Annotated in this window: 19 protein-coding genes; 2 read left to right on the forward strand and 17 right to left on the reverse strand. The window is 38.6% G+C overall.

From position 1 onward, the window contains the following. Window positions 1–18: 18 nt before the first annotated feature. Window positions 19–576, forward strand: coding sequence for an NAD(P)H-dependent oxidoreductase (locus AB3G73_RS05805; protein WP_148366951.1), 558 nt, complete (start codon window positions 19–21; stop codon window positions 574–576). Between the two features lie 50 nt (window positions 577–626). On the opposite strand, the gene AB3G73_RS05810 is transcribed toward AB3G73_RS05805, so the two are convergent. The 17 genes from AB3G73_RS05810 to AB3G73_RS05890 form a co-directional block, all read right to left on the reverse strand. Then, window positions 627–3,872, reverse strand: a complete 3,246-nt coding sequence (locus AB3G73_RS05810) for an efflux RND transporter permease subunit (RefSeq protein WP_367743569.1) — start codon at window positions 3,870–3,872, stop codon at window positions 627–629. A gap of 118 nt (window positions 3,873–3,990) precedes the next feature. After that, a complete protein-coding gene (locus AB3G73_RS05815; protein ID WP_217722076.1) occupies window positions 3,991–5,499 on the reverse strand; it encodes a TolC family protein in 1,509 nt (502 codons plus the stop codon). Window positions 5,500–5,522: 23 nt separating this feature from the next. Continuing rightward, window positions 5,523–8,615 (reverse strand): efflux RND transporter permease subunit, encoded by a 3,093-nt coding sequence (locus AB3G73_RS05820; protein WP_367743571.1) that lies wholly within the window; start codon window positions 8,613–8,615, stop codon window positions 5,523–5,525. Between the two features lie 100 nt (window positions 8,616–8,715). Further along, window positions 8,716–9,807 (reverse strand): efflux RND transporter periplasmic adaptor subunit, encoded by a 1,092-nt coding sequence (locus AB3G73_RS05825; protein WP_320979802.1) that lies wholly within the window; start codon window positions 9,805–9,807, stop codon window positions 8,716–8,718. Window positions 9,808–9,821: 14 nt separating this feature from the next. Then, window positions 9,822–11,447, reverse strand: coding sequence for an O-antigen ligase family protein (locus AB3G73_RS05830; RefSeq protein WP_367743577.1), 1,626 nt, complete (start codon window positions 11,445–11,447; stop codon window positions 9,822–9,824). A gap of 24 nt (window positions 11,448–11,471) precedes the next feature. Further along, the gene (lepB, locus tag AB3G73_RS05835) at window positions 11,472–12,347 is read right to left on the reverse strand and encodes a signal peptidase I (protein WP_195649588.1); all 876 of its coding nucleotides are present in this window, start codon (window positions 12,345–12,347) and stop codon (window positions 11,472–11,474) included. Further along, a complete protein-coding gene (locus tag AB3G73_RS05840) occupies window positions 12,344–14,224 on the reverse strand; it encodes a DUF4965 domain-containing protein (protein WP_367743584.1) in 1,881 nt (626 codons plus the stop codon). The genes lepB and AB3G73_RS05840 overlap by 4 nt, the downstream gene beginning before the upstream one ends. Beyond that, window positions 14,215–16,215: a transglutaminase domain-containing protein gene (locus tag AB3G73_RS05845; protein ID WP_195649590.1), complete on the reverse strand. Its 2,001-nt coding sequence runs from the start codon at window positions 16,213–16,215 to the stop codon at window positions 14,215–14,217. Before AB3G73_RS05845 ends, AB3G73_RS05840 begins: the two co-directional genes overlap by 10 nt. Window positions 16,216–16,221: 6 nt before the next feature. Next, entirely contained in the window at window positions 16,222–17,097 is an 876-nt protein-coding gene (locus AB3G73_RS05850; RefSeq protein ID WP_195649591.1) for a DUF1573 domain-containing protein, read from the reverse strand. A 2-nt stretch (window positions 17,098–17,099) separates the two neighbouring features. Then, entirely contained in the window at window positions 17,100–18,104 is a 1,005-nt protein-coding gene (locus tag AB3G73_RS05855) for a hypothetical protein (RefSeq protein ID WP_195649592.1), read from the reverse strand. Then, the gene (locus AB3G73_RS05860; RefSeq protein WP_259011504.1) at window positions 18,101–19,102 is read right to left on the reverse strand and encodes a hypothetical protein; all 1,002 of its coding nucleotides are present in this window, start codon (window positions 19,100–19,102) and stop codon (window positions 18,101–18,103) included. Before AB3G73_RS05860 ends, AB3G73_RS05855 begins: the two co-directional genes overlap by 4 nt. A 77-nt stretch (window positions 19,103–19,179) precedes the next feature. Continuing rightward, window positions 19,180–19,443, reverse strand: coding sequence for an NVEALA domain-containing protein (locus AB3G73_RS05865; protein ID WP_195649593.1), 264 nt, complete (start codon window positions 19,441–19,443; stop codon window positions 19,180–19,182). Between the two features lie 201 nt (window positions 19,444–19,644). Beyond that, a complete protein-coding gene (locus AB3G73_RS05870; protein WP_367743591.1) occupies window positions 19,645–20,727 on the reverse strand; it encodes a BF3164 family lipoprotein in 1,083 nt (360 codons plus the stop codon). Beyond that, window positions 20,696–20,929: an NVEALA domain-containing protein gene (locus AB3G73_RS05875; protein WP_367743593.1), complete on the reverse strand. Its 234-nt coding sequence runs from the start codon at window positions 20,927–20,929 to the stop codon at window positions 20,696–20,698. Before AB3G73_RS05875 ends, AB3G73_RS05870 begins: the two co-directional genes overlap by 32 nt. Before the next feature lie 149 nt (window positions 20,930–21,078). Further along, on the reverse strand, window positions 21,079–22,083 hold the full coding sequence (locus tag AB3G73_RS05880; protein ID WP_367743595.1) for a winged helix-turn-helix domain-containing protein: 1,005 nt from the start codon (window positions 22,081–22,083) through the stop codon (window positions 21,079–21,081). A 767-nt stretch (window positions 22,084–22,850) separates the two neighbouring features. After that, window positions 22,851–23,762 (reverse strand): PD-(D/E)XK nuclease family transposase, encoded by a 912-nt coding sequence (locus AB3G73_RS05885; protein ID WP_367743598.1) that lies wholly within the window; start codon window positions 23,760–23,762, stop codon window positions 22,851–22,853. After that, on the reverse strand, window positions 23,749–25,317 hold the full coding sequence (locus AB3G73_RS05890; RefSeq protein ID WP_367743600.1) for an ATP-binding protein: 1,569 nt from the start codon (window positions 25,315–25,317) through the stop codon (window positions 23,749–23,751). The genes AB3G73_RS05885 and AB3G73_RS05890 overlap by 14 nt, the downstream gene beginning before the upstream one ends. Before the next feature lie 248 nt (window positions 25,318–25,565). On the opposite strand from AB3G73_RS05890, the gene AB3G73_RS05895 reads away from it, so the two are divergent. Then, window positions 25,566–26,807 (forward strand): ATP-binding protein, encoded by a 1,242-nt coding sequence (locus tag AB3G73_RS05895; RefSeq protein ID WP_234133554.1) that lies wholly within the window; start codon window positions 25,566–25,568, stop codon window positions 26,805–26,807. Window positions 26,808–26,876: the final 69 nt, after the last annotated feature.

Raw genomic sequence — 26,876 nt, forward strand, 5'->3', positions numbered from 1 at the left:
CTAAATACCTGATTGAATATGAATAAAGATTTAAGAAAAGTAGTGATTCTGCTGGCACATCCAAACATAAAGGGATCCCAAGCAAACAAAGCATTAATTGATGCTGTCAGTGACATGGAAGGGGTGGCAGTTTTCAATCTTTACGAGCTGTCGCAGGAAATCGCTTTCAATGTAGATGAATGGAGTAAAATCATTTCCGATGCCTCGGCTGTCATCTATCAATTTCCTTTCTATTGGATGTCTGCGCCGTCATTGCTAAAGAAATGGCAGGATGAAGTCTTTACTTTCCTATCCAAGACTCCGGCAGTCGCCGGCAAGACATTGACAGTAGTAACAACTACGGGGTCCGAATACGAAGCCTATCGTAGTGGCGGCAGAAACCGTTTCACTACGGACGAATTATTACGTCCTTATCAGGTTAGTGCCATTCATTCGGGAATGTCATGGCAAACTCCTATTGTTGTTTACGGAATGGGAACGGCAGACGCAGGGAAGAATATTGCTGAAGGAGCAAACCTGTATAAACAACGTGTGGAGATGCTTATCGGTAGCAGTAATGCCGGGAATAATTGGTAAGACTATACAAAGCGTAGCTTTATCCTATCTAAAGCTACGCTTTACAAGTGCTAAAGCTTAGCTTTAGGTATCATCAACCACTTCTTTTTCAACGTCAGCACCGGCAGGAAAATAAATACTCCGATTACAGACATTATCAATCCTCCGATAGTGCCTGCTGCCAATGGAAACCAAAAGCCTTCTTTCTCCAAACCTACCATAAAAGGAATGAATCCTAAAATGGTAGAAGTCACCGTCAGGAAGATAGGAATCACTTTCGTATTCCAGGCTTTCACGTAAGCCCGAAGCGGTGAAAGACGCGGAAAACGTTTACGAACGGAATTATATTCATTCAAGATATAAATGCTCGCATTTACCGTAATTCCACAAAGCAAAACAAAGGAAGCAAATCCTCCCTGATCGAAATTCAATTTGAACCAATAGAATGTCAGAAACACGCCGATATAAGATACAGGAATCACAAAGATTATTGCCAATGGCTGTTTCAATGAATTGAACAAAATACTCGTAATAAAGAAAATAATAGCAATCACAATCAAAAGCAGGCGATATTGTTTATTATCCTTTCCGCCCCATGACCAGTTATTATCTTCCGATTTAGCAGTATATCCCATCGGAAGGATCTCATTAAACTCTTCCAAATCCTTTTTCAGTAGTTTATTTCCCTGTTCCGAAGAGCCGATATACTCATATTGCAGGCATAACCGATACTGCTGATTCTCCTTGGCCACTTCCTGCGGCATCTGCCCTTTTTCCACAGTTGCCAATTCCGACAACTTATATTCTCTCCCTCCTATTTGAAAAGGATAAAACTGCATCGCCCACACATCCCTATCCACCGACTGACGCGAAGAAAGCTTTATCTTTTCAGTACCCTCTTCCGCCATCACTGAACCAATTTCCATATTCCGTCCATATATCGGATGGATAGCGGCAAACAACTTTCCGGCTCCAATCTCCTCCTCTGCCATTCGCTGTTTATCCAGATTAAAATAGAATTCCATATAATCATCTTTCCACCAAGAGAAATCAGAACCGATTGTCACTTCTCTAATCCGACGGTGAGACAACAACTTTGCTTTTAACTCTTCAGCCCAACCATACAGTTCATCATAATTATATCCATACATCTTCACCCGGAAAGACCCCGCATTCTCACGTACATCATTACTGAATCCCTGGTCCTGCAAGCCATATATGCTCCAATTTCCACCTCCCAGTTGAAGAGCTTTACTAATCATATTAGCTTTCAATGTATAAGGAAAACCGCTTTTCTGGTGTTCTTTCGTAAAATAGATATGAATAGATGCCCTGCGGGCACTTTCCACAGATGTCTGGAACTGCTTGATCTCTTTAAATTCACTCAAATAAGTCTCCATTCGTTTAATCAGTGTATTCATCTGCTCAAGTGTACTTCCATTCGGCAAATTGGCATTAGCGTGAAGCACTACCTCTTCATTATTTGAAAAGTAACTTCCTTCATACACCTTTTGCACAAATAACCTCAAAGTGCCGCCCAATGCCTTATCCACTATTGGTTTCACCTTTTCCTTATAAGTGGAAGTACCCAATGTCTTATTATAAGCTATCGCCCATTTATCATCACCTTTCATCTTTTCCGGTAATAGAAATACCGGTAATCCGAATGCCAATAATAACAAAATACACACTGCCACCCTCCAACGGCAAAGAACTTGTATCAACCACCTGTAAAAACGGCTAAAATAAACCGGAATCCGGCGTATTCTTGAACGCATCCACACAAAGAAATGTATATTCCCAATCCTCCATCTAACTATTGAAAAAGAAGACTTCTTTCTTCGTTTCAATCCTATTTTATCAATCAGAGAAGGAACAAAGAATAAGGCAACCAGCAGTGATACCCCCAGATTTATAATGACTACTGCTGCAAAATCCTGTAAATTAAGCCGTATCTTCTCATCCAAAAAGAAAATGATAACCAAGGCTCCCATTGTTGTCAACGTAGCTGCAAGAATAGACATAAATGCCTTCCGGTCTCTGCGTCGCAGATAATGATCACTCATTACAATTGTATTATCTATCACCAGATTTAATGAGACCGTAATACCAGCTAACGAATACAGTTGCATTTCCAATCCGAATACATAATAAAGGATTACAGCTATCGTCATATTGACAATCAAGCTAATCACAATCAAAAAAAGATATTTAGGACTGAAGGTTATCAACAATACAAACAGAAGCAAAATGGCTACAGTCATTCCTGTACGCAAATAGATTTTGCCCAGTTCTTCCTGAATAAATTCCGTTGCATCATAACTGGCATGAATTTCATATCCTGCCGGAAGTAACAACCGGATATCGTCCATAGATGCCTTCACCTTTTCACTCAATGCCAGTTGATTTGCCGTTTCCTCTGCAACAATCGACAGATAGATCGAATTCAGCCCATTAATCCGGTAATAGCTCTGAGGTTGTTCCTCCATGCGGGAAACCTTTACCAACTCATTCAGACCTATGATCTTACCATCCTTCATTCTCACCTTTATCTGCTCCGCATCAAACTCCCGAATCTCATTCTCGGGAACCAATGCCAGACGTATCCATTGTCTGCCCGCAGTTCCCTGTTCCATATCATAAGTACCCAGAAATTCTTTCTGATAATGCAACCGGACGGCCTGACGAATATCATCCGTACTTACCCCAAGTATACACAATTGTTCTGAATCATACTCCAATCTCCACTCCATCGGAGTAGCTCCACTTAGATTAATCCTATAAATTCCCTGAATCTGTGCAAGACGTGTTTTTATATGTTCCTCCGCATATTGCTGAATTAAGATAGGAGTAGCGGGCGCATTGATCGTAAATGCCATAAAAGGTCCCTGACTACTCTGCCCCGGACTATGCATCTGAATATACGGATAGCTCACCCCGTCCGGCAGTTCCGGCCATGTCTGGCGAATAATAGTAGAAGCCTCAAAACGGGCAACCGCCGCATCCACATGTTTATCCAGATTCACACTGACGCTTCCCCATCCATTTCCTGACGTAGAAGAAATTCCCCGAATCCCTTTCACACGGGCGAGCATTGCCTCCAATTTACTGGTAGCCGTCATTTCCACCACACGTGCCGAAGTGCCCGGCATACTGAAACGTACCGTGAAACCGGGTAATGTGCGTGACGGATTCAGTTTGACAGGCAGCAACGGAATAATCGCCACCCCAACCAATGCCACACAGACAAAAGCCACAATCAGTGTGAAAGCGGAGGCTTTTGAAGACTTTTTTATTTCAGAATCTATATTTTGCATTATTATTTATATGAATGGGAATTTTTAGGCACGGATTACACGGATTACGCTGTTGCTTTGTACAATCATATATCAGAAAACCGTGAAATCCGTGTAATCCGTGCCTAAATTAAAATTATCATTTGATCAACTTCCCTCCGTTAAAATCAAACCTGTCCGAAAGCGAAAGTTTCGAAGCAAAATCAAATAGAGTGAGCCTTCGTATCTTATAATAATTCAGCCAATAGTTCTGTAAGGCAGAGATAAAATTGCGTTGTGCCTGTTGCTGTCTGTTGAGAGAAAGAGTCAGACTATTAATATCTGCTTTACCGATAATAAAACGCTGTTTTGTTTCATTGTAAGCAAGTATGGACAGATCCAACGCTTCTTCCGCACTGGCTATCAACTGCTGCTGGATATTAAAATCGCTTACCGTCATGATTACTTCCTCCTCGATGCTTATCTCATCCTGACGTGCCGATATCTTCACTACATTCAGATTATTCCTCGCCATATTATACTTTCCCTTGCGAACACCCCAGTCCAGTAGCGGAATAGAAACACTGACTGCCACCAAATCCTGCTGCATCGGCTTATGATACACATCCCCGAAGTTATCCGCCACCTGGTTGAAGCCAATACTTGCATTCACACTTGCATTAAAGCGAGATTCCTTTTTTGTCTTATCCACACTTCGTTCCGCTTCAAGTACATTCTGTTTCAGGCCCAACAATTGCGGGTTATTATTCCTACCCCACTTCAAAGCCTCATCTATCGGAATTTCCATCCTTTCCGGACGGGAAGGAAGTTTTAATTCAATTTGCGTATTCTTATCCAGATTGAGGAAAGATGCCAGTGAGAACATAGCCCGTTTCAGGTCACTCGCTTTATTTTGTAACGTATTCTGCGCATTCACACGATCCAGCTTCAACGTCAACAAATCAGCCTGCGAAATAGCCGCAATTCGATGACGCTGTTGCCCTATACGATACAACGTATCCGTAGAAGCCAGATTTTCTTTGGCTAGATTATATTCCGCCTGTGCCATAGCCAGAGAGAAAAAATAATTAGTAGCAGTTTCCGACACCTTTTCCACATTATAGAGAAATTCCTTTTTTACGCGTTCGTATTTTAACGGCTCTATCTTCCGTTCCCATTTAAAGGAATTATATCCCACCAGACTTTGTGAGTATCCAATTCGTATAGGGACACTCGTGAACTGTGTCGCACTGTTCCCTCCGAAATTACGCATATAGGCAAGATTCGATTCCAGATAGAATGTACCTCCAGTCAAATCAAAGTTCTGTTTCACACTCAACCCTCCATAAGCATAGTAAGACTGTTGCGTACGATATACATCCAAATCCTGTCCCGAATCGTATCGTTTCGTTATATCCCGGTTATATTGTGCCGGAGTAACATCCAGTGTCAGACTAGGCAAACGATTTGCCCGGTAAGTCCTGTATTCCCAATAACCGGATAAATACATATTCTGCGTACGGAAGGACTCCAACGAACTGTCGTTGGCAAGAGAAATAGTCCGGTTCAAATCCAATACCAGGTGTTTCTGTGCTCGAAGCTGGGATTCACCACAGAGGACACAGAGGGCACAGAGGAAAACGGGAATTCTTTTCTTTAATCTATTCATAACTCTCATTTTTGGACTAATACTTAATACCTAATATTTATTTTCTTGTTCCGGTAAATAAACCAGTAAAGCAATGGTATGATAAACAGACTCACCGCCGTACCAATCGACATCGTTCCTATCATAGCAATAGACAGAGGTTTTTGCAATTCCGAACCCATATCCGAAGAAAAAAGCAGTGGTACCATTGCGAATATTGTAGTCAATGAAGTCATGATGATCGGTCGTAAACGTCTTCGGCCAGCTTCATGTATAGCTTCTAATAGCGGGACACCTTCCTTACGTAATTCATTAATAGCATCCAGTTTCAGAATAGAGTCATTGATTACGATACCACAGGTAACAATAAGTCCGATAGCAGACATTAAATTCAGCGTATGTCCACAAATCCAAAGCAAAAGCAAGGCAAATGCAAGGTCAATCGGTATCTCCGCCAGAACAAGCAAAGGCTGCAAAAAACTTTCAAACTGTGCGGCAAGAATAAAATACATCAGCAACAACGAAATAAATAAGATTACCACCAATTCATCCAGCATCTCGCTATTGGAAAAGAAACTGCCGGAAAAACCGGTATCCCAATCCTTCATTTCTTCCGCTGTTTGTTTCACCTCTCTTATGAGTTTGTTCCCGTCCGATACACCGTAAAAATCAAAAGGGATATATTCCCCGTTACGTCCGGCAGCAATACTCTTCAAGTCTTCGGCAGGAGTGACCGTCACCAGCTCCCGGAGTGGAATATACTCTCTGTTGCCTTTATTGTCCGGTTCAGTCTGTATCAATGTTTCCTGTAATATTTCATTCACAGTCTTCTCACTGCCCGCAACGTTAATCGGAAGATATTGCTGGTAGGAATGCAGCATAGTCACACTATTTTCCCGGAAAGCAGTTTTCAAGACTCGATAAAGTTCATTGTAAGCAACACGGTAAAGCAGTAGCTTTTCCTTATTGATACTTAGGTTCAACTGATTTTCAAAAGCAATACCTGTAGGAGCGATTCCCGTTCTTCGGAATAACTCCTGTTCCAGCATCCGGATATCTCCCGCTTCCGGTGCTTTTGCCTTATTACGGGTGTAAAATTCGGCTATGATATCCGGTTCTCCCGTTACAAAAAGCTTCTCAAATACCGTCTCCGGTGGAGAGAAAGAAATAACGGAAAGCGGATAATCTTCTTTCAGTTTATGATATATTTCCTGCTGCAAAGGATTGATTGTTTCTGATGTCTCCGTTCGGAAATAGAGTTCTGCTTCGGAAGAAGAAAGTTCCCTTTCACGATTCAGAAGAAAATCCTGTCTGCCAACCGATGCCGTGTGCTCCAATACCTGTTCTTTTAAATCCTTAAAAAGCTCATCCACACGCCGCCTGTTTTCATCCACATGAATATTTTCATTCCACTCGATTCGGGCGATCAATTCATTCTCTTCTATATCAGGCATCCGCTGCTTGTCTATAAAGAAAAAGAAGAATACACAAAGCGGAATAGAGATAATACAAAACAATACACTAAATGTTTTGTGACAGAACACCCAATCCACACCGGCATCATAGAATCGATCCAATGTATGATCCTTTATCGGGTTATTGAATTTAAAAGAAAGCCATTTCCATTTCCGGGTATGAATACCTGTCCGATAAACCAGCAGATAAAGCACCGGAAGAAGCATAATACCTGTGAAATACGAAATCATCAGTCCCACTGTAACCGAAAAGGCCTGATCATAGAAAATAGCTCCGGCAATACCACTCATAAAAATCAAGGGAGCAAATACAGAAATGGTAGTCAGGGAAGAACTCAACATGGGTGTCACCACTTCACTTGTCCCTGTTATACAGGCGCGGCGCAATGAATATCCCCGTTCCCGGTATTGTGAAATATTTTCGGTCACAATGATCGAACTGTCAATCATCATACCCAATGCCAGAATTAATCCGGCAAGCGAGATGATATTCAGGGACATATTGCACAGATAGAAGAAAACAAAACTAATCACGATAGAAACCACCATACTAAGTCCGATCACCAACGGAGATTTCACATCTCCCAAAAACAGGACAGCTACCAGACAGATAAAGAAAAAACCTAAAGTAAGATTCTGTTGCAGATTTGAGATGGTGTAGTCCAGTAGCTCCGTCTGGTTGCGACTGATATTGAAGTCAATATCAGGATATAACCGCCTAAAATGCTCCATCGTCCCTACCAAGGAGTTCTTCATCTTGTCCATATTCTCATCCGCCTGCTTGATGACAGCCAGTGTCACCGCACGCTTTCCGTTCGATAAGGACACGCCCTTCTCTTTCACAGGCACGATATTGACCTTGCAGAAATCCTTTAACTGCACAATGCGGTCGCCCTTACGCAGATAGATATTTTCCACATCTTCCGCCGTACGCAGTAATGTCGAGAATTTGATATTATATTCATAGTACCCGTCACGTACCGTCATACTGCCCGGTTCTACATTGTTGGACGACAGGGCGGACTCAATATCCTCGATGGCAAGTCCCATCATGGCAAGCTTGTCCTCATCGGGCACAATCTGTACCTGACGTTCCACCAGTCCGGTCACGTCCACCATAGCCACTTCTTCAAGCTGCTCTATCCGGCGCTTGATAACCGATTCGGCAAATTCACACAAGTCAAGAAAGGATTGCTGTCCCGTGGTAGCAGTACTATAAGCACTGTCATTCTTCAAAGTCAGATTCAGGTAGAACACGGGAATATCCGTTGCGCTCGCCTTGATGACTTTCGGACGTTCCGTTTCCTTGGGGAGATAGTTCATCGCAGCGTCTATCTTCTCATTGACCTCGATAAAAGCAAGGTCCGTATTAGTGCCGAACTCAAAAGACAGGCGGATGATGCCCGCCCCGTCCCTTGATTCGCTATGAATGTCTTTCAAAGTGGAAACTTGAATCAGTTGGCTGCGCAAAGGTTTCACAATCGTGTTTTCCAGTTCGCGGGCGGATGTATTCGCGGCAGACACTTGTACGGTAATCTCCGGAATGGCGATATTCGGAAGCAGCGATACCGACAGTGTGGAATAAGTCACCAGACCGATTATAAAACAGGCGGTGAACGCCATCAATACGGCGATAGGACGCCGGATTAAAAATTTTATCATACTTACTTTAGTTTTAGTCACGGATTACACGGATTACGCTGTTGCTTTATGCTATCACAATTCTAAAACCGTGAAATCCGTGTAATCCGTGCCTTTTTGATTATCTTACATTTACTTCCGCTTCATGCGCCAGATTCAGGTTTCCGGTCACAATAACCGTGTCTCCTTCCAATAAACCGTCTTCAACACCTTTCTGGGATTTATCAGAAACGATGTATTCCGTTGCGTTCTCCAGTCCCGTATGCACATAGTTCCACATAGCCTTGCCTTCTTTCAATGTGAACACCACCTGCTTGCCGGAGCGCAGTACCACAGCCGTCTTGGGAATCACCAACTGTTCACCCAGATTCCGCCTGACACTGACCCTCACATTCATACCGCTGAACAGCCTGCCTTCACCGTTTACGTCAGCCTTCACCTTCACCATTCCATTGGTATCCACCAACGGATTGACTTCAGATACCCTACCCTCAAACGAGCTTCCCCCGGCATAAGGAATGACCGTCACCTTATCACCTTTTTTAATAAAGGCAAGTTCATTCTCCAATACGGTAAATTCAGCTTCCATTCCTTTGGCATCAAGAATAGTACAGAATACTTCCGAGGTATTGGCCGGATTATAAGGCTTTGAAAAAAGATTAGCCACCACCCCGTCAAAAGGCGCGGCAAGCGTCGCATGCTCCGTCTCCCTTTTTGCCAGTTCGTACTGGGATTTCGACTGCTCGTAACCGCTCTTCACTTTCGCAATCTTCATTGTCTCCACAGGAACCTTGCTGAAATCATCCGGCGTATATCCCTGCCCGATGAGTACATCTTTCAATTCTAGCTCAGCTTTCAACAGAGCGTCTTCCGCCTGGGACAGTTTCTGCTCCAGACGAAATCTGTCCAATTCCGCCAGTTTCTGCCCTTTATGTACACGGTCGCCATTCTTCACATAAATACGGGCAATGACTTCGCCCGTTTCAAAGCGCAAATCGGCTTTACTGCGGGCATTCACCTTTCCGTTGCTTACCAGTTCATGGTCAAAATTCCGCTTCTTCAGAATTTGGGTAGTAACTTCATTCTTTGTGTCAGGAAGAACGGTAGTCACTCCTTTCTCCTGTTCATCAGCACTATTTTTCTTGCCAGAGCAAGAGGTGTTTGCTCCTAATGCCAAACATAACAGTAACCATATACAATCGTGTTTCTTCATATTTATTGGTTCTTTTATTTCAATAATTTCTTTACTTCTTCTCTCATTTCTCTGACTGCCGTAGACTGCACTTTCGGTTCTTTCGTCAACACTATTTCAGCAACATATTTTAATTTTTCAGGTTGCCGATATTTTGGCTCCGCATAAAGTTTCGCCAACAGATAATAGGAATAAATCCGCCCCGGAAGCCGGTGCGTAGACCGAATCAGGTATTCTTCCGCTTGCTCATAATCTCCTGATGCCTGATAATTCTTGCCGATAATATTCAGAATCATGGGATCATTACTGTGTGTCATCGCTTCCTCCAATATCCTTGTCGAGTTATCATATTCTTTCAATTTATGCAGAGAATATCCGTATTCAAAAAGAAATGCTCCACGATTTGCTAATTCGGGATATAACTTCTCGTAGTCTTCTTTAGCTGACTGGTAAGCCCCTATATTATAGAGCATCTTACCACGATGCCAGTCCTTACACGCATCATATTGGTTGTTTTTCCAATAATACGCTCCCAATAGGACCATCAGCGAAACAAAAAATAATAGTATTATCTTTGAACGCCCGATAACACAAGCCGCCAATAAAAAATAAAATGTCACTGCAAATCCAGGAATCTGTATCGGATAAGAGGAAAAGGCAAATACCATAACAGAAATTACACTCCCACAAAGACCTATTCTTCCTTCACTGCTCCCCTTCCAAAGACAAAATCCAATAACTAAAGAGACAACTAATAAGAAAGGAATCCCATATTCCACTGCTACTTGCAGATATTCATTAAAAGCATATTCCGGACTTCCTGCCACCAATTCTTCCGTTTCCGAATATTCTCCGTTGGCGAAATAATCTTCCTGCGCTCTGCCATAGGCCGAAACAAAATTCCCAGTTCCATGTCCGATAACGGGACTTTCGGCAATAGTAAGAGTGCTGACTTTCCACATGAACAAGCGTCCGTTGGCGGAAGTGGCTTTCAGTTGGAAAAGTGCGTAACCAATCATTATGATTATAACACCGCCTGCGATACAAACCAGTCCTACCTTTCTTTTATCTCTCTCTCTAATCTCCTTTAATTTGCTTCCCCATGAAGCGTGCATCCCATATACCCATACACCCGATATAATGGCAGCAATCCAAGCCGAACGGCTCATTCCGGCAGGTAGTACACAAAGAATCAACAGCATCACTCCCAATGCCATATAATATTCCCCCTGTTCTCCCCATGTACGTTCTGTTTTTTCTTTCAAATTTAGCCATTCATACAGGCAAAGCGGGAATATCATCGCCAAATATCCCGAATAAGGTCCCGGATTATAGAAAGAGCCCGTAAGTGCATATAAAGAGTGATTGGAAACAGCCAAGCCATATATCTGCCTCAATCCCCAGATAGCTTCCATTCCTCCCAATATAATCAATACCCATGTCACGATGGTTGGAAAAGACAAATAGTTTTTTCTATTCAGACAAAAGGATAATAGACAGCAAACGACAAAAACAAAAGTCATGCGTCCCAACCATAGTATTTGATATGCCATTTCACCGACAGGAATATCATTCGAAGTAGCAAAAACTACTACGCTCAAGATTGCCGCAACTCCTGTAAGAGTTATTACATCCGCCATATTCTTCTGTGTCATCCGCATCAATTCCAACTTTATTTTCGTTCTTTATTTGATTTTCTTCATAATTCTGTCCCAACGGGGTTTCTCCGTAAATTTATCTTCCGAATACCAAATACGGGTAGCCTTACCTACAATATATTCTTCAGGCAACATCCCCCAGTATCTTGAATCTTGTGAATTTGCCATATTATCACCGGAAACAAAATAATAGTTCTTTTTAAAGCGATACTGGATAATCACGCTGTCCCCCAATACTATCTGTCCGTCTTTTATACGTAGTTTCTTCTTCTGTTCCCAACCTATCAACTGCCTGTACAAAAGGCAATTCGTACGGTTCATCATTACTATCTGACCTTTCTTGGGAATCGGCAAAGGTCCGAACTCACAAATAGTCCATCCAATTTGTTTGTCATACGGAAATGTACCTACTACAATGCCATGCTGTTTCGGATACTGTAATCCAGCGAGATATTGTTGAGCCTTATAGTTTCCCAACTGTTCATCACAACCACGTATTTTATAAAATCCTCCCCGAATCTCTAATGTATCTCCCGGCAAAGCAATACAACGCTTTACATAATATTGCATTACATCCATCCGTACACTATCCCAACGATTCATTTGATATGGGAAATTAAAAACCAGTATATCATTTCTCTTGAAATTCCCAAATCCGGGCGTTCGGTGAATAACAACATCCTCATTATTCAAAGCTGCAAACACATCGAACAAACGAGCCCCCTTTATCATCTTATTAACTAATATCCGGTCGCCATCCTTCAACGCCGGTTCCATAGAATCCGAAGGTATCCTGAATGAAGTAAAGCAGAACAGTTGCATCAAGAATAGAACTACTACCATACAGAATATGAAGAATGCTAAATTCTCCAGTATCGCCCAAATTCTCTTTACTTTACTCATAAGTTTCCCTTTAATTGAACCAATTTGTGATAAGCCATCAGTCCTAACACACATTTCACACGTTCGTCATCATTATCCAATAATCCAACAGATGGAAAAGTCATTTTCTTCATTCTTTCCTGCAAATAATCCGCCCACAAGCACAACTGTTTCCAATGCATATCAGCGTAACCGAAATCCTGTTCCGCTTCTACAATAGCAGTTGTCATCATCAACATATTAGACGCCGCTTCTACAGCACAGTCTTCCAATTTTACTTGTTTACTAGCAATAGGATACAAACCTATATCGTAAGGTGGATACTTCTTCACCCAATAAATATCTTCACAATATGCAAATATTGGATTCAACAAGCCTTTCATCCAGTCAGTACAGTTAAAAAACAACAACGTTGGAAAATTTTCATAAGCTTCTCTGACATTACTCAAAGTATCACCAAAACAAAAAAGCTTATTATCCGAGGATAACACAAACCTATGAGAGGATATAAAATTACGATAAGCAGGAAGCATTTGTTCGGCAAAAGCTTTATTCCCTGCTTGAAACGCCTTGATATTCCACCGATAATCCAATTTATTACATTCTGCTTTCAACTCCTGATACCTGTTTCCTACAGACATCATCAATTCTTTTATTTCTCTTGTTCCATCCTTATTCCAAAGTGGGCGTAAACTCTCACCACTATACTGGAAAGTTTTCCCTTCTTCATATCCGAGAAGCAATACCCCCCTATTTTCATTTCCCGCACACAATTTTTGAGATAGAATGATATGATTATCTTCACACGAAAAGGTTGTTTCATCTGCTGCCATAGCCAAATACAAACTGTCGGACTTCACAAAACACCAATCCTTATCGACCCAACTATCAATTTTCCTTTTGCCAAACATCCATTCAGTGTCCACGTCGAACAAAACTTCCACCGTATGTTCCTTTTCGCTTTTCGTACGAACCTGATAGGTCAGAAAACCGACAGGCCATCCTGTCATATTCCACTTTTCCGATAAGGAAGAGGAAACAAAGTCAATCTGAAGTTCCACATCTCCACATTGGAAAATAAATTGAGTCTGCGTAGCTTGCACTTCCATTTCTTTCAAAGTTGCCGGTTCTGCATCAGCATATGTTTTATTTTCTATATACAAGCCAAAATCCAACAAGCCGGCACCACCCGTATTACGACAGTATGCAGCCAGAACATTATCTCCATCAACTATTTGACTAACAGCTTCATCAGTCAAGCGTTGACATTTCGTTCGATGCGTAAATCCATTCTCTAACAGAAATCCCCCATTACAAAAAAGCTTTATTTGATCGTCACATACATAACGGGCATACACCTTATGATTCTTCAAAACATCTTTATTGTCCACCTTGATATGCCTGCGAACATAAAAATTTTCCGCTCCCCACAGAGTATGAGCCGGATAATAATATCCCTTTGTCGGACCAAAAGCTCCGTTACCTTCATTCCACAAAGAATCATCATATTCTCTCAATTCCCATCCTTTTCCCGGATACAAAAAAGAATATTTCCCCATCCATCCGATAGTATCCTCTGAAAGAGGAGCTAAAGGAGATATACGCAAAGAATCGTCTCCCATGAAACGATAAGCTTTACCGTCTACACGCAAAAGACCTGTTATCGGGAATACTTTCCCGGTTCTCAACTGCGGATAACTTTTATTTAGCGAATCACCTATTACTTTGATACTAACATCGGGAGTAATCGCCAATAATGTATGTTCAGAAGGAGCAATACCGGAAAGATGCGAAATCTTCTTATCCGAATAAGAACAAGCATATATTAGAGAAATAATACCCGAGATTATAATTATTCTCCATGCCACGACAAGCCTGATATGAGTTCTTATTTCCATAGCTGAGTTCCGTTTTCATAAATAAAGATTCTCTCGTCCAGTCCGCGCGTATGATTTCTCAGAAGTAACAGTGTATTTACGGGAATATCCCGAAATACCAGTGAATCGGCAGTTGCTTTTATTTTTCCGGCAGACTTCCAATCCCGGTCACAATAAAATAACTCATATACATCATCAGGACGAACATAATTATCCCTATTGCGCGGAGTATAGACAATACGGTCTACGCAGACTTTTCTGCCTAAATCAAGTCCTGCCCATCCTCCGGTAGGCTTAAAATAGTCGAAAGAAGTCCATGTTTTCCCGTCAAACACATTGGTATATTCATGCGTTCCGTCATGTTGATAGCATCCGGGAGTCCCTATCACTTTCCCTGACAGAGCAACAGTATCATTCTTCTCATAAAAAGCGACTTCTGAAATATTACATGCGCTTCTGGGTGGACCAAAATATCTTAGATAACGATATTTTTTATCAGACCAACTCTTTACAGTTGTATTCAAACGATTAGGTCTGCCCTGTATTATGAACAAAGTGTCTTTTTCCAAAAAATCAGGATGGTTGCTCCCTTCAAAAACACCGCCTATCATCCGGTCTCTGAACATATTTTCTCTCCCAATATCACACTTGGCATATAATACTACATCTTCCTTCCCCTTTCCTGCAGGATAATAACAGTTCTCATTACTCTGTTTATCAACATAAAAAGGATCGGTCAGAAAGCATAATGTTCCATCCTCATAAGTAGCCACTCTCATAAACGAACCATTCCGTACATACTGAAATGCCAAATGCCCCGCATCATATGCAGTCCAGTCAACAGGAGTCCAACGATCCCTGTCACTGACACATAGATAAGCCATTTTCCCGCTCCGTTTCGTTTTATACTGTTTTTCTAAAGGGATAACCAATTCTTTCTTAAAATTATAGCCATATCCATAAGTTACGTCTGTAAATTTCGGCAAACGCCAAAAAGGATATACTTCTTCACCATACTTTGCCATTTGCTCATACAGGTCTCTATTCACACTAAAAGTATATCTATACACTTTGGAACTGTCATCCCACCGATACCACCAGTTCTTCCGTACAGGTCGCAATTTTTGCGGGAAATCAGTCATATATTCCTCTCCATCCTTATTCCATGTTGTCAACCAAAAATGCCCGGCATTTATGTAACTTCGTACAGGAACAAAATCTATGGCACAAGGAATGCCCAAAGCACGGAATAGATACACAGCAAAATCGGTCACTTCCCTACATGTACCGGATAAGTATTGTACATATTCCGGCCCTATATGTCCAAATGGATAGGGCGTTACAGAAGTATAATAATAGCTCTTATCAGGCAATTTACTTATTAGATAATTAGCGGCAACCACCGGGTCTTCAATATCCAATGAATCAGACATACGTAATGAATCCAGTAACGAATTATATTTGTCATAATACATTTCACGCCAATAAGTTAATGGTTCATCACCTATTCGGTAAGGCAATAAGTACTCACAAAACATTTCAAATGAGATATTCTTTCCCCAAGGTTGTTCCTGCCAAACCTTAAATGCCCAGTCAATATTATGGCATAGGTAGGCAGAATCTATTTCCATAATATCTCGTTTCTTGCTGGGCTCCTTCATAGGACCATATATCTTCTTAATAGAATCAGCTACTTGTTGCGGAGTTTTTCCTTTACTTTTCTTCAGCCATGTATAGTAAGATTTATAATTTTCAAATTGTTCACTATCGGAATAAGTATAAAAAGGAATATTTTCTATAAGGAAACAAGCTGCTTTATATTTTAGGCTGTCTGCCAAATTTATTCGATAATAATGAAGCACCTTTTCTAATTCTTTTCTATTTTCACCAGCCACTTGTAATACTGTTTCCAAAGAAGTAACATACTCTTTTCTAAGAGAGTTTATTATTACTTTTCCAATTAACATGATAACAAGTACAATAACTAAAGTATATTTAAAATTCCTGTTCATACATTTTTAATGAGCATTTCCAGTAACTTTCACTCGTAATGGTGCATTAGATGCATTACAATAAACTGTAATAGTCTTATCAAAACGTTCCGGGCGCTCTGATTTATAAATTATTTTCACCTTTGATGTTTCATGAGGGTTAAGTGGTTTCTTAACGTATTTTGCAGTAATACAACCACAAGATGTAATCACATCATTAATTACTAATGGGATTTTTCCAGTATTGCAGATTTCGAATTCTACTTCTTGCTTCTGCTCCCAAGAAAAATTACCCATTTCTATTTGAGACGAAGAAAGTGAAACTGTAGTTAGCGGTTGATTATCCAACATAGATGAGTCTTGTCTACCTGAGATTATATTCCAATAAAGTTCTTTAATACGCGGATTCTGCATCGGATTACCAATTGCCATAACTTTATTATTTTTATCTAATAAAAAAGTTTGGTATTGCATATCAGAAGGAAAGTGGTTTATTTTATTTAAGACATCTAATGTATCAATACAAATTGGATATACGAATCTTTCCACTCTTAAGGTAAGATATATATCACGTCCATTTTTTGGAAAAAAGAAAAATAAAAACTGAACTTTATTAGGATAAATAGAATCAATATTATTAATATAATTGTTCCATTCAGATAAATGTAACTTACAACTGGTACATCCCATAGAGTCTACATATGCTATTATCTTAAATTCACTATCACGTATAGTAAAATTCGAAGCCCTTTCACTTCCTTGAATACTAAAATTAAGATTTTCAGGAAAAATAATCTCTTTATCTATCCATTTCTTTAATATTTTTTCAGCATGTATACTCTTTTCATCTTGACAAGAGAACATACAAATGGAAAGAAAAATTATATACACAAAATATTTCATAATCAATTCTTACTTAATTTTAACTTATAAAAATGATAGGGATCATTAGAGTCTACACCATAAAAGCAATTCAATAACTCATCTATAAAAAAATAAGATATAGTTTGCCCTAAATGATATATAGCTTTAAATTCTCCATCCCAATTTGCGACTAGTAAACTGGAAGGTGAGTTTACTTCCTTTGTATCCGGACACAACAAATAAATCATATTATTAGTAACATATGCATCTCTTATATGCAAGAATCGTCTCTTTATGTCAGTATCAATAATAGTCTGACAAGGTTCGTAATTCAACAAAATGTCACGAAATAACACACCGTTTTGGTTATAAATACGACAACGCCGTGTCCTATAATAAAACACCAATAAACGACTCCCATCAGGCTTTGCTATAATTTCATGAGCATAAGCTGATTTAAAATCACTGATAGAACTAAAATTTACATGTGTATCTGGATATATGCCTTTAGGTTCTTTTTGTTTTCGAGATAAATTTATCATAAAAAATTCGTTCATTCCTTTATCAAAACAATTGTCAGAATAAGCATACAAATTATCATTTAGCTTAGCAACTCCTAACATTTGTTGTCCCATTATATTATTAAAGAAAGAAGTTGAAAACAACTTCAATGAATCACCTTCAACCCATTTATAAAAATATAATGAATCATTATGAACTAAATAAAATTCATCATTAAACTGCTCCAAAGGGACAATAAACTCAGATTGTTCACCAAAATATGACAGATGTTTCATTTTGGGATAAGAAAATACAGAATAGACAGCATTATCCAAAGTTGAAGTACGTACTAAAATTCTCTCATTATTAAACAAGATACACCGAGGATTAAATTGAGCAGGATACATCGGTAGTTTTTCTAAAGTAACAATAGTATCTTTGGAAAAGATGTTATTGTATACAAGTGGCACTGTAGATGAAGATGGAATACAGCCCACCAAACAAATCCCTCCCCAAATCACTATGGTCAACAATCTAATTCTCATAATTCATATTTAGCCAACACATAATCAGGATCAACTCCTATTGCATATAAAGTATTACTTTTTCTATTAGCTACTATTCTAATTGCAGGCATTCCTATATCCACTATTTTCAACAAGTTACCATTGTAATCATACAAAAACAGTGTATGAGGACACTTACTTATATTGCGACCAACCGTAGATTCGTCTACGGGCTCTTTCTCACGATCCCGTTCTAAAGTAATTATATAATCCTTACTCATACATACATCATACGCTCCAACTATTTTTCTATCAAATATAACTCTATCATCTGCAATAGTATAATTCTTTTCTTTATTAACTTTCCGTTCCCATTGTAAAACAAAAGTAGAATTTTCTTTTTTATACAAAGCCAAATATGGAAACTTGAAAGACGAAATCAGAAACAATCCTTCAATTGGATCATAAGATTCATAAATACCAATATGTTCCTTAATTTCAGGGATAGGATAAACACCCCACGATGATTCTTGCCCATTTATTATTGTTCGAAAATAATTTTCCGAACCATTTTCTGTATATTTTATATATAGGTCCTTATCTACTTTTTCCATCTTCATTTCTTTCTCTTTATCCGACAATTCGCAAAATGGTTCCTGTCCATTTATCAGACTATCAATAGATAAATAACCAACTGTCTTCCCATTTGCATCTATAGCAAAAAGTTTATTATCTACACAATATCTATTAGTCATAGGCGTAATAAATTCTTTAGGACCTTCTCCTACTTTTCCCATTACTCCTAATTCTTCACCAGTTAATGCACTATGCACATGCAAAAAACAGTCTCGAGCAAATGGATCGGACCAAACTAAATAGTCATCAGCCAAAAGTAAATCGCCCGGCATCATGGTAAATATTTCATCATTTAAGACTTGCGATTTCAAAGATAGTCTTTGCACATCTGTTCTATTAGAAGAACAAGAACTAAATATAAAGACCGCAATACTAGCTATTATAATTATATTTTTACACATAGTATTAATTATAAAAGCTACCTTACTAGATAAATACTGATGATTTTCTTTTAAGGTAGCTTAATTCAACTCAATTATTACCAGTGACTACAGCCACTTTTTGTATCACAACTTCTATTAACAGATGCCTGATAAGTATAGTGAATACCATTACATACACAGCATTCTCTACTAGATGAAGGTTCACAATTTCCTCCTGAAGATTCGCCTTGAGCTAACGCCTCCATATTTACCATAGCTAAACCAGACAGCTTCACATCATTTGGTGAAGTAAGCATATTGTATCCCGCAATAGCGGCAATAGCAACAACAGCTATAAGCCCCATTATTTTCTTTTTCATTTTGTAGTTTTTTAATTTGTACTTTTCGTTTTTCTTCTGTATCTATCATTTCAACAGAACAGCAATAGTTTGCTACATTAACTTTTTATTCTTATGTTTGCATCGGAATCTTTTTTAAAGGTTTAGGAGCAGATGATATGTAAGCAAATCCGGCAAGATGGACAAACTCATCATTCTGCTCCTTTAATCATGTTAATTCTCTCATACGCTACCAAAACAAAATTTTAGTATTGGCTGATCGTTATTAACATCTGTTGCCATTATTGTTTTAGTAGCTTCATCCACCCAAATACCATATATATAATGGTCGAGTACATATTTACACATCGGTTCTCCTTTCAAACTAAATACATAAATGTATTTTCCTCCGTCAGGAAGCCTTCCACTTTGTCTTGCTATCTCTTTAAAGGGCGTTCCGTGAAATACCGCATAAATGGCACTATCCGTTACTTGAACATCACTGAATCCCATGATGCCTGTTGGTATACCATATCCATCTGAAATTTTGAATTCAGGTTCGTCATGCTCACCGATACGAATTACATGAGTACTATCTTTTAAATTATAAACTTCAACCACCTCGCCCAGTTGAGTGACAGCAGCTAAAACGCCATTATGGGGATTATAATCTAAAAAGCTACGCCATGCCTGTGCTAATGCCGGACGGGCTTCTTGCAAAGCTTTCTCATTCGCTGTAGGTATAGCGCCTATCTTCTCTATAAGTTTACCTTTGCAACTAACCTTTAAAAAGCGGCTCTCACCTGAATAGTCAGGAATGACAAATGTTGTATCATCATACACTGTAAAATCAAGCGGTCGAAGTATATCTTCATCCAATGTTACCGTTTCCTCACGAAGCAGTGAATCACCGGATGAAGAAAAATCTAACCTAGTTAATTCGCTTTTGTTAGCATCTAAAGTCCATAATTCATGGTTATACAAACGGAAGTTTTCCATTGACAACATTTCCGTTGGGGAATCGCCTCGTCTGCCGAAAGAAGATAAATACCGGAAACTTGGGTATTGGAATAAGTGCCCATAATGTTCGGAACCATGCAAATCCATTACAATGGCTTTATCTCCCTCTATCCGTATCCGAAAAGGATAGCGGAACAAGGCTGTATCAAGCTCTATTACCTGTGCCGACAGATGTTTCTCTTCCGGAAAATCCGAATATTTAATCCCCAAAAAAGTTTTTGGGGACTGTGAGCACGAGAATAATATCCCAACTACCAATATCAGTAGCAGAAGCTTACCAATCCAATATAAATGGTTCGAAAACATACTTTACTTTTTCATGATTTAAAGGACAATCTACAGAACCGGTACCTCTACATCTAGTCGTAGGATTCTCACCGGCAGCCAATGCCTCCACATTATTTAATAAAATAACATTTTGCAGTTTGTTGTGCTCAGCTTTTCTACAAAAGAAAATAGAAACCAATACGACAAAAGAAAAAACTCCAAACTTTAAATACTTTTTCATACTATAATATAAATTGATTAATTTTTGCTCGAAAGTAGGCATCTTATTCGAACACGACAATTTATTGACGTGAAAAATCGTGCGAACTATTGTGAGAAATTTCTCACAATAGTTCGCACAACAAATTTTCATCGATGAAATAGCACTTTTTAAACAATCAAAGAATAGCTATTTCCTGATGATTTAATAGATATGTTCACTGATTTTTCCCGAAGTAAAGACCTTAAATCACTCACCACACGACGCAACCTACCTTCTACTCCTCTATCTTCCGGCCTCCAGAAACATGAAATAATCTCTTCTTTTGTCATTGTATGATTTGGAGCTTTCAAAAGCAGCAAAAGTAAAGATGCAGGTTGGCCAGTAATCCGAATCTTTCGATTATCATCTACATAAAATTCATGCGAACTGTAAACATAACGCAGATTCGCTAATTTTATATCTAATTGGGAGATATCTGTTACTGAAGGAATGCTCTTTTTTATTTTCTTTCTTAGATAATAGATAAAACAAACAAATAAAAGAACAAGGATAATCAATTCTACAATAACCACCATCGTTATTGAGGTGTTTTTAAGAACTGTCAACCAAGAATACCGAATAAAAGGCTCTACTTCAATTTCATTGGAAAGTCCGGCATAAACACTACTAATCTTTTTATACTCAGGTAAAAATAACGTAGAATCTCCACAAACAAGTACATAGGCACTATCTGTATGAATATGAATATGCATTTGTAATGCATGACAAGAAACAATATCAGCTGCAGACAGTTTCTTACTCCACAAAGATAAACAAGCATCGGCATCTATTCCCTCTTCTGCTAAAACGGTATGACTTATTCTAGTATCAATATCCGAACTCACTACGACCTTGTTTTCTTCAACCGCAATATCTTTTACTTTTTTACCTTTAGAACTAGTTATAGTACAATGCTCAAAGTTCCTGTTCGGTTCCATTTTATAACCAGCCTCATATAGTCCCAGTGCATCATATTGCGCATTGAATCCATCTTCTATTGTTTCCAATAAAGTTATTTTAGTCTTATTTGCAAGTGCAACTTCTCCTGAAGCATAAAGCATTCGTTCTAATGTGACAACAAGAATTATCATTAAAATGAAAAATAGTAAAGCCATTCGTCTGTCTGAATCCATAATTTACACCAATAACAAATTATTATAAATAGTTCTTATCATGTTTCTTTTTATATATTTTTCAGTCACAAAGGTAACATTATTTAAACTAACAAACGAATAAATCAAGCAACAACCATATCATGAGAAACAATATTCTTGCAGTTTCAACAGAGAATGGAATGTCAACCGTGTCTCTCAGAATAAGAGATTCTGTTCTATTTTTAAGATTTCCCCTTTTAATATTTAACTCAAAATCGAGCAAATAGAAAAATAAATACATAAATTAATGTAAGAATATGCTATTCATGAGCTAAAAACTGCATAAATGAGGAATAAAAAACAAGTCATTCTCTCTAAACTAGGCTCCGTTCCTTTAAAAGGAACGCATCACTGGTCAGTGAGGATCAATGCTTTTCTCACCGACCAACGATGTATTCATCGGTGTGACTCTAAATAACCTGCATATTTTCAGCTATTCCATGCTTTTTACTACAATAAACTGATGTAGCAAAATACGATATAGCCACACAATTCTCTGACGAAATATCATAATTAGCACTTTATTACAAACTATATGCACCACAATAACATATAAGCAGAAGCAATACAGATTTTCATAATGCCTAATTACTCGCATATTTGCTTGAGCGCCATATACTGTTCAGATTTCAAGCAAGAGAAACGCATACAGTATCCTATTTTTATGAATAAAAAAACGCTCTCAGTACAAATGGAAGCGTTGTCTTTATCATTTTAAAATTCACATTTTTCGGGGGCAATCCCTACTACAAGCTTTTTATTTCTTCAAGGGATAGTCCTGTAACTTGCGAAATGGTATCAAGTGGAATATTCAAAGATTTCATATTATGTACCATTTCTCTTTTTTCTTCCATACGACCTTCCATAAGTCCCTCTGCACGGCCCTCAGCACGACCTTCCGCACGTTCGGTATATATATTATCGCGTAGAATCACTATATTATCCAAATGACGATAATAAGCATTTAATTCTTCTTTAATCATCTTATCCAGTTTCAAGCGTTGACGAGCCTCATCCAACCCCGGTGCTGTCGCACTATCAGGTATATCACCAGTATTCATATAATAAATCCATTCTTCCAACGGGCTCCGAGCCACTTGATTGAAATCATTGACCTTCAGAATATAATATTCGGGATAAAACTGACTGACACTATCTACTTTGAATGTCTGTTTCTGGAAAGGAGTCAATTCCAAAACATCTCCCTGATGGATTCCGCGGAATTCAGTTTTTCCATGATATACGATATCCTTTCCACTCCCTAAAGAGAAATATACAATATTGACACTATATACTTTCCTTACTTTGTCATACCCTTCCCCGCGGTTTATGTATTCGGTCACCAATTTCGAAGTGCCGAATAACATACGTTGGAAATACGCATACTCATTATTATTTTGAACTTCAATTAAAATAAGTTCACCCTTTGAGTTTTCAGCAAGCATATCTACCCGATTATACTTGTCAAACTCGTCCTCTTGATTGCTCTCACTTTCCAACAGCTTCTGAATGACTATCTTTTCATTTAGAAGAGTGGTAAGAAAGCCCTCGAGAACTACAAAATAGGCTTTATTGCGTAATAAACGCTTCATAGCCCAATCGAAACGAATATAATTACTCGGCATAGGTTCGTCTCCTTTCTTGTTACCTTGTTTCATGCTCTATCACCCACTTTCCCAAAGTCCGTGTTGTACTATCAAAATTCACTCCGACCTTGACAACCTTGTGATGATCTATCTCGTAAGGAATAGCATATTGTTTACTATTAATTTGAGCCAATGCTTCTTCGGGAGTTCCATCTACCTTAAATTCAAATACATAAATTGCATCGGGCATCTTAATTACCACGTCAGCCCTGCCAATGGCATTCTTTACTTCTACATCTACATATTGACCCATTAAACGGAATAATAAATAGAAAATAGTCTGATAATGCTTCTCCTGATTGTTCTCCAAATCATAAGGTATAGATGAAAAGAAAGAACGAGTACGAAGAAGACACTGCTCAATATCACCTTTCATCAGGTCTCTTACAAAAGAGACTACATAAAAGTTACTTTCTCGTGTCGGTTGATTGAGATAGGAAGGGATCAACGTCTCAATAAAGCCTATTTTAACTTCTTCGTTGGGATAACCTAATGTATATGTACGAAAGAGAGGTTCATATCCTTTAATAGTCAAATAGCCACTCTGATAAAGCACAGGAATCGGATCGGTAATAACCTCTGTCGCTTTATCAAAATCTTCGTCTTTCACTTCCATCTTTTCCAATAGATTAAGACTGAAGTCCATTCGCTGTAACATTTCAATCAAGAAAGTAGGCGTGCCGGTAGAGAACCAAAAGCTCTTATAATCTTTTTGCGAAAATGCATTGAAAAGGCTGAACGGATTGTAAATATCTTCACAATTCTTGCTGAAATGATAACCGTCATACTGCCGTTTCAAATGCCGACAAGCTTCTTCATAGGTTTCATTATTCGCTTGAGCTATCCTCTCAATATCCGGTTGCATCTGACTTAGCAACTCTTGCTCTGTAATACCACAAATAGCACTATAATCATCGCTCATGCTGATATTCTGCAAGTTATTCAGCTCACTAAATATACTCATCTGACTGAACTTGCTGATTCCTGTCAAAAACAAGAAACGAAGATATTGCCCTTGTGCTTTAAGAGGACTGAAGAACTTCCGCATTTCAGTTCGCAATTGTCCTTGTAAAGCAGAGTCACTATTACTATCCAATAAAGGTGCATCATATTCGTCAATCAATACGACAACCTGCTTTCCTGTCTGTTGATAAATTCGTTGAAGCAAACCGGTTAAACGGGCTGCATAGCTCGTTTCTTCTTCATTTTTCCCATAAGTCCTCTCCCATTCGCTTAGATAAAGATTCAATTGCTCTTGCAAATCTTCGATAGTGGTATATTTTGTTCTGCTGAAATCAATATGCAACACAGGATAGACAGTCCATTCCTGTTCCAACTGTTCTATTGCCAGTCCTTTAAATAAATCTTTTTTTCCGGAGAAATAAGCTTCTAGAGTAGAGACTAGAAGACTTTTTCCAAAGCGGCGGGGACGGCTAAGAAAATACACAGTATCAGTATGGACTAATTGATAAACCAATGCGGTTTTATCAATATATACACAATTCATATTACGTAACTGCTCAAAATTCTGTATCCCGATAGGATATCTTCTGAATATCTCTTTCATATAAACCTAATGCATTAGTTGAAACATGAACAAAGATAATGTTTTTACGCGTATCTTACACAGATAGAGACTGAATTTGTTATTTCTAACCGTATCATTGTTGTATTGAAAATGAAAGTTGCTATCTATCATTCATTATCAACGAGAAGTATTATCACTTTTCACTCATTCACAATGAGCAATTTTAGCATTTTATATTCGTTTATAATGAGAAGTTTTATATCTTTGCAATCAAAAGCCCAGTTATCATGAAAGAATTATTAAAGCATATCATATTCGACCAGCGTGAAAAAGACATATCCCAAATGATAGAAAGGGATATTGACATGAGTTGTGTAAACAATCCCGAAGTGCTAGTCATATCTGGTATAAGAAGATGCGGAAAATCTGTTCTTTTACAGCAAATACGTTCGCAACAGTCAGAACAAGACTTTTACATGAATTTTGATGATGAGCGGCTTATCAACTTCAAAGTCGATGATTTTCAAACCTTATATGAAGCTTTCATCGAATTGTTTGGAGAACAAAAAACATTTTATTTTGATGAAATACAGAATATTCCCGGTTGGGAAAGATTTGTAAGAAGGTTGCATGACAGTGGATGTAAGGTATTTGTTACAGGCTCTAATGCCAATATGCTAAGTAGAGAATTAGGCACACACCTCACCGGACGTTATTGCCAAATTGAACTATACCCTTTCTCATTTCCCGAATTTCTAAAAATGAAGGAAGCATATCCGCAACAAAAGGACTTTTATACTACTACCGGAAAAAGTATGCTAAAAAAACACTTCGACGAATACTTGAAAACTGGCGGTTTTCCCCGTTATATAAAAGACCGGAACAACAATTACCTATCCACTCTTTATGAGAATATTATTTATAAAGACGTTGTCACTCGAAACAAACTAAATGGTGAAAGAGAATTGCTGGAAATGGTTTATTACTTAGCCAGCAATGCTACGAAACGTTTCTCGTACAGTTCGTTAGCAAAAACGATAGGTATCAAACATACGGAAACAGTCAAAAACTATCTGGAATATCTTGAAAATACTTATCTGCTATTTCAGGTAATGAAGTTCGACTGGTCTGTAAAAAAACAGATGAACAACCAAAAGAAAGTGTATTTCATAGATAATGCCATTATTGGCAAAGTGGGATTCAATGCGACCGACAACATCGGGCAATTACTTGAGAATTTGGTATTTATAGAAATAAAGCGCCAGGGAAAAGATATCTATTATCATAATGACGGAATAGAGTGCGACTTCATTATGCGTGAAAACGGACATATTGTATCTGCCTGCCAAGTCACCCGTTCGATGAAAGATGAAAAAACAAGGCAGCGTAAAATAAATGGATTAATTTCCGCACTCAATACCTATAATCTCACCGAAGGAATAATTTTGACTGATGACGAAACCGAGGAAATAACTATCGGCAACAAAACAATACATATAATTCCTATATGGAGATGGCTATTAAAATAGTGACGCTATCCCACCAACATAGTGACGGTATATGCTTAGGATAGCGTCACTATTCCAGGCATATACCGT

Source organism: Bacteroides sp. L008 (assembly GCF_040812255.1).
Taxonomy (GTDB): Bacteria; Bacteroidota; Bacteroidia; order Bacteroidales; family Bacteroidaceae; genus Bacteroides; species Bacteroides vicugnae.

What these genes read in the sequence shown, in the direction of transcription:
- AB3G73_RS05805 (WP_148366951.1), top strand. Translation starts at nt 19, where the DNA reads ATGAATAAAGATTTAAGAAAAGTAGTGATTCTGCTGGCACATCCAAAC.
- AB3G73_RS05810 (WP_367743569.1), bottom strand. Translation starts at nt 3,872, where the DNA reads ATGCAAAATATAGATTCTGAAATAAAAAAGTCTTCAAAAGCCTCCGCT.
- AB3G73_RS05815 (WP_217722076.1), bottom strand. Translation starts at nt 5,499, where the DNA reads ATGAATAGATTAAAGAAAAGAATTCCCGTTTTCCTCTGTGCCCTCTGT.
- AB3G73_RS05820 (WP_367743571.1), bottom strand. Translation starts at nt 8,615, where the DNA reads ATGATAAAATTTTTAATCCGGCGTCCTATCGCCGTATTGATGGCGTTC.
- AB3G73_RS05825 (WP_320979802.1), bottom strand. Translation starts at nt 9,807, where the DNA reads ATGAAGAAACACGATTGTATATGGTTACTGTTATGTTTGGCATTAGGA.
- AB3G73_RS05830 (WP_367743577.1), bottom strand. Translation starts at nt 11,447, where the DNA reads ATGCGGATGACACAGAAGAATATGGCGGATGTAATAACTCTTACAGGA.
- lepB (WP_195649588.1), bottom strand. Translation starts at nt 12,347, where the DNA reads ATGAGTAAAGTAAAGAGAATTTGGGCGATACTGGAGAATTTAGCATTC.
- AB3G73_RS05840 (WP_367743584.1), bottom strand. Translation starts at nt 14,224, where the DNA reads ATGGAAATAAGAACTCATATCAGGCTTGTCGTGGCATGGAGAATAATT.
- AB3G73_RS05845 (WP_195649590.1), bottom strand. Translation starts at nt 16,215, where the DNA reads ATGAACAGGAATTTTAAATATACTTTAGTTATTGTACTTGTTATCATG.
- AB3G73_RS05850 (WP_195649591.1), bottom strand. Translation starts at nt 17,097, where the DNA reads ATGAAATATTTTGTGTATATAATTTTTCTTTCCATTTGTATGTTCTCT.
- AB3G73_RS05855 (WP_195649592.1), bottom strand. Translation starts at nt 18,104, where the DNA reads ATGAGAATTAGATTGTTGACCATAGTGATTTGGGGAGGGATTTGTTTG.
- AB3G73_RS05860 (WP_259011504.1), bottom strand. Translation starts at nt 19,102, where the DNA reads ATGTGTAAAAATATAATTATAATAGCTAGTATTGCGGTCTTTATATTT.
- AB3G73_RS05865 (WP_195649593.1), bottom strand. Translation starts at nt 19,443, where the DNA reads ATGAAAAAGAAAATAATGGGGCTTATAGCTGTTGTTGCTATTGCCGCT.
- AB3G73_RS05870 (WP_367743591.1), bottom strand. Translation starts at nt 20,727, where the DNA reads ATGTTTTCGAACCATTTATATTGGATTGGTAAGCTTCTGCTACTGATA.
- AB3G73_RS05875 (WP_367743593.1), bottom strand. Translation starts at nt 20,929, where the DNA reads ATGAAAAAGTATTTAAAGTTTGGAGTTTTTTCTTTTGTCGTATTGGTT.
- AB3G73_RS05880 (WP_367743595.1), bottom strand. Translation starts at nt 22,083, where the DNA reads ATGGATTCAGACAGACGAATGGCTTTACTATTTTTCATTTTAATGATA.
- AB3G73_RS05885 (WP_367743598.1), bottom strand. Translation starts at nt 23,762, where the DNA reads ATGAAACAAGGTAACAAGAAAGGAGACGAACCTATGCCGAGTAATTAT.
- AB3G73_RS05890 (WP_367743600.1), bottom strand. Translation starts at nt 25,317, where the DNA reads ATGAAAGAGATATTCAGAAGATATCCTATCGGGATACAGAATTTTGAG.
- AB3G73_RS05895 (WP_234133554.1), top strand. Translation starts at nt 25,566, where the DNA reads ATGAAAGAATTATTAAAGCATATCATATTCGACCAGCGTGAAAAAGAC.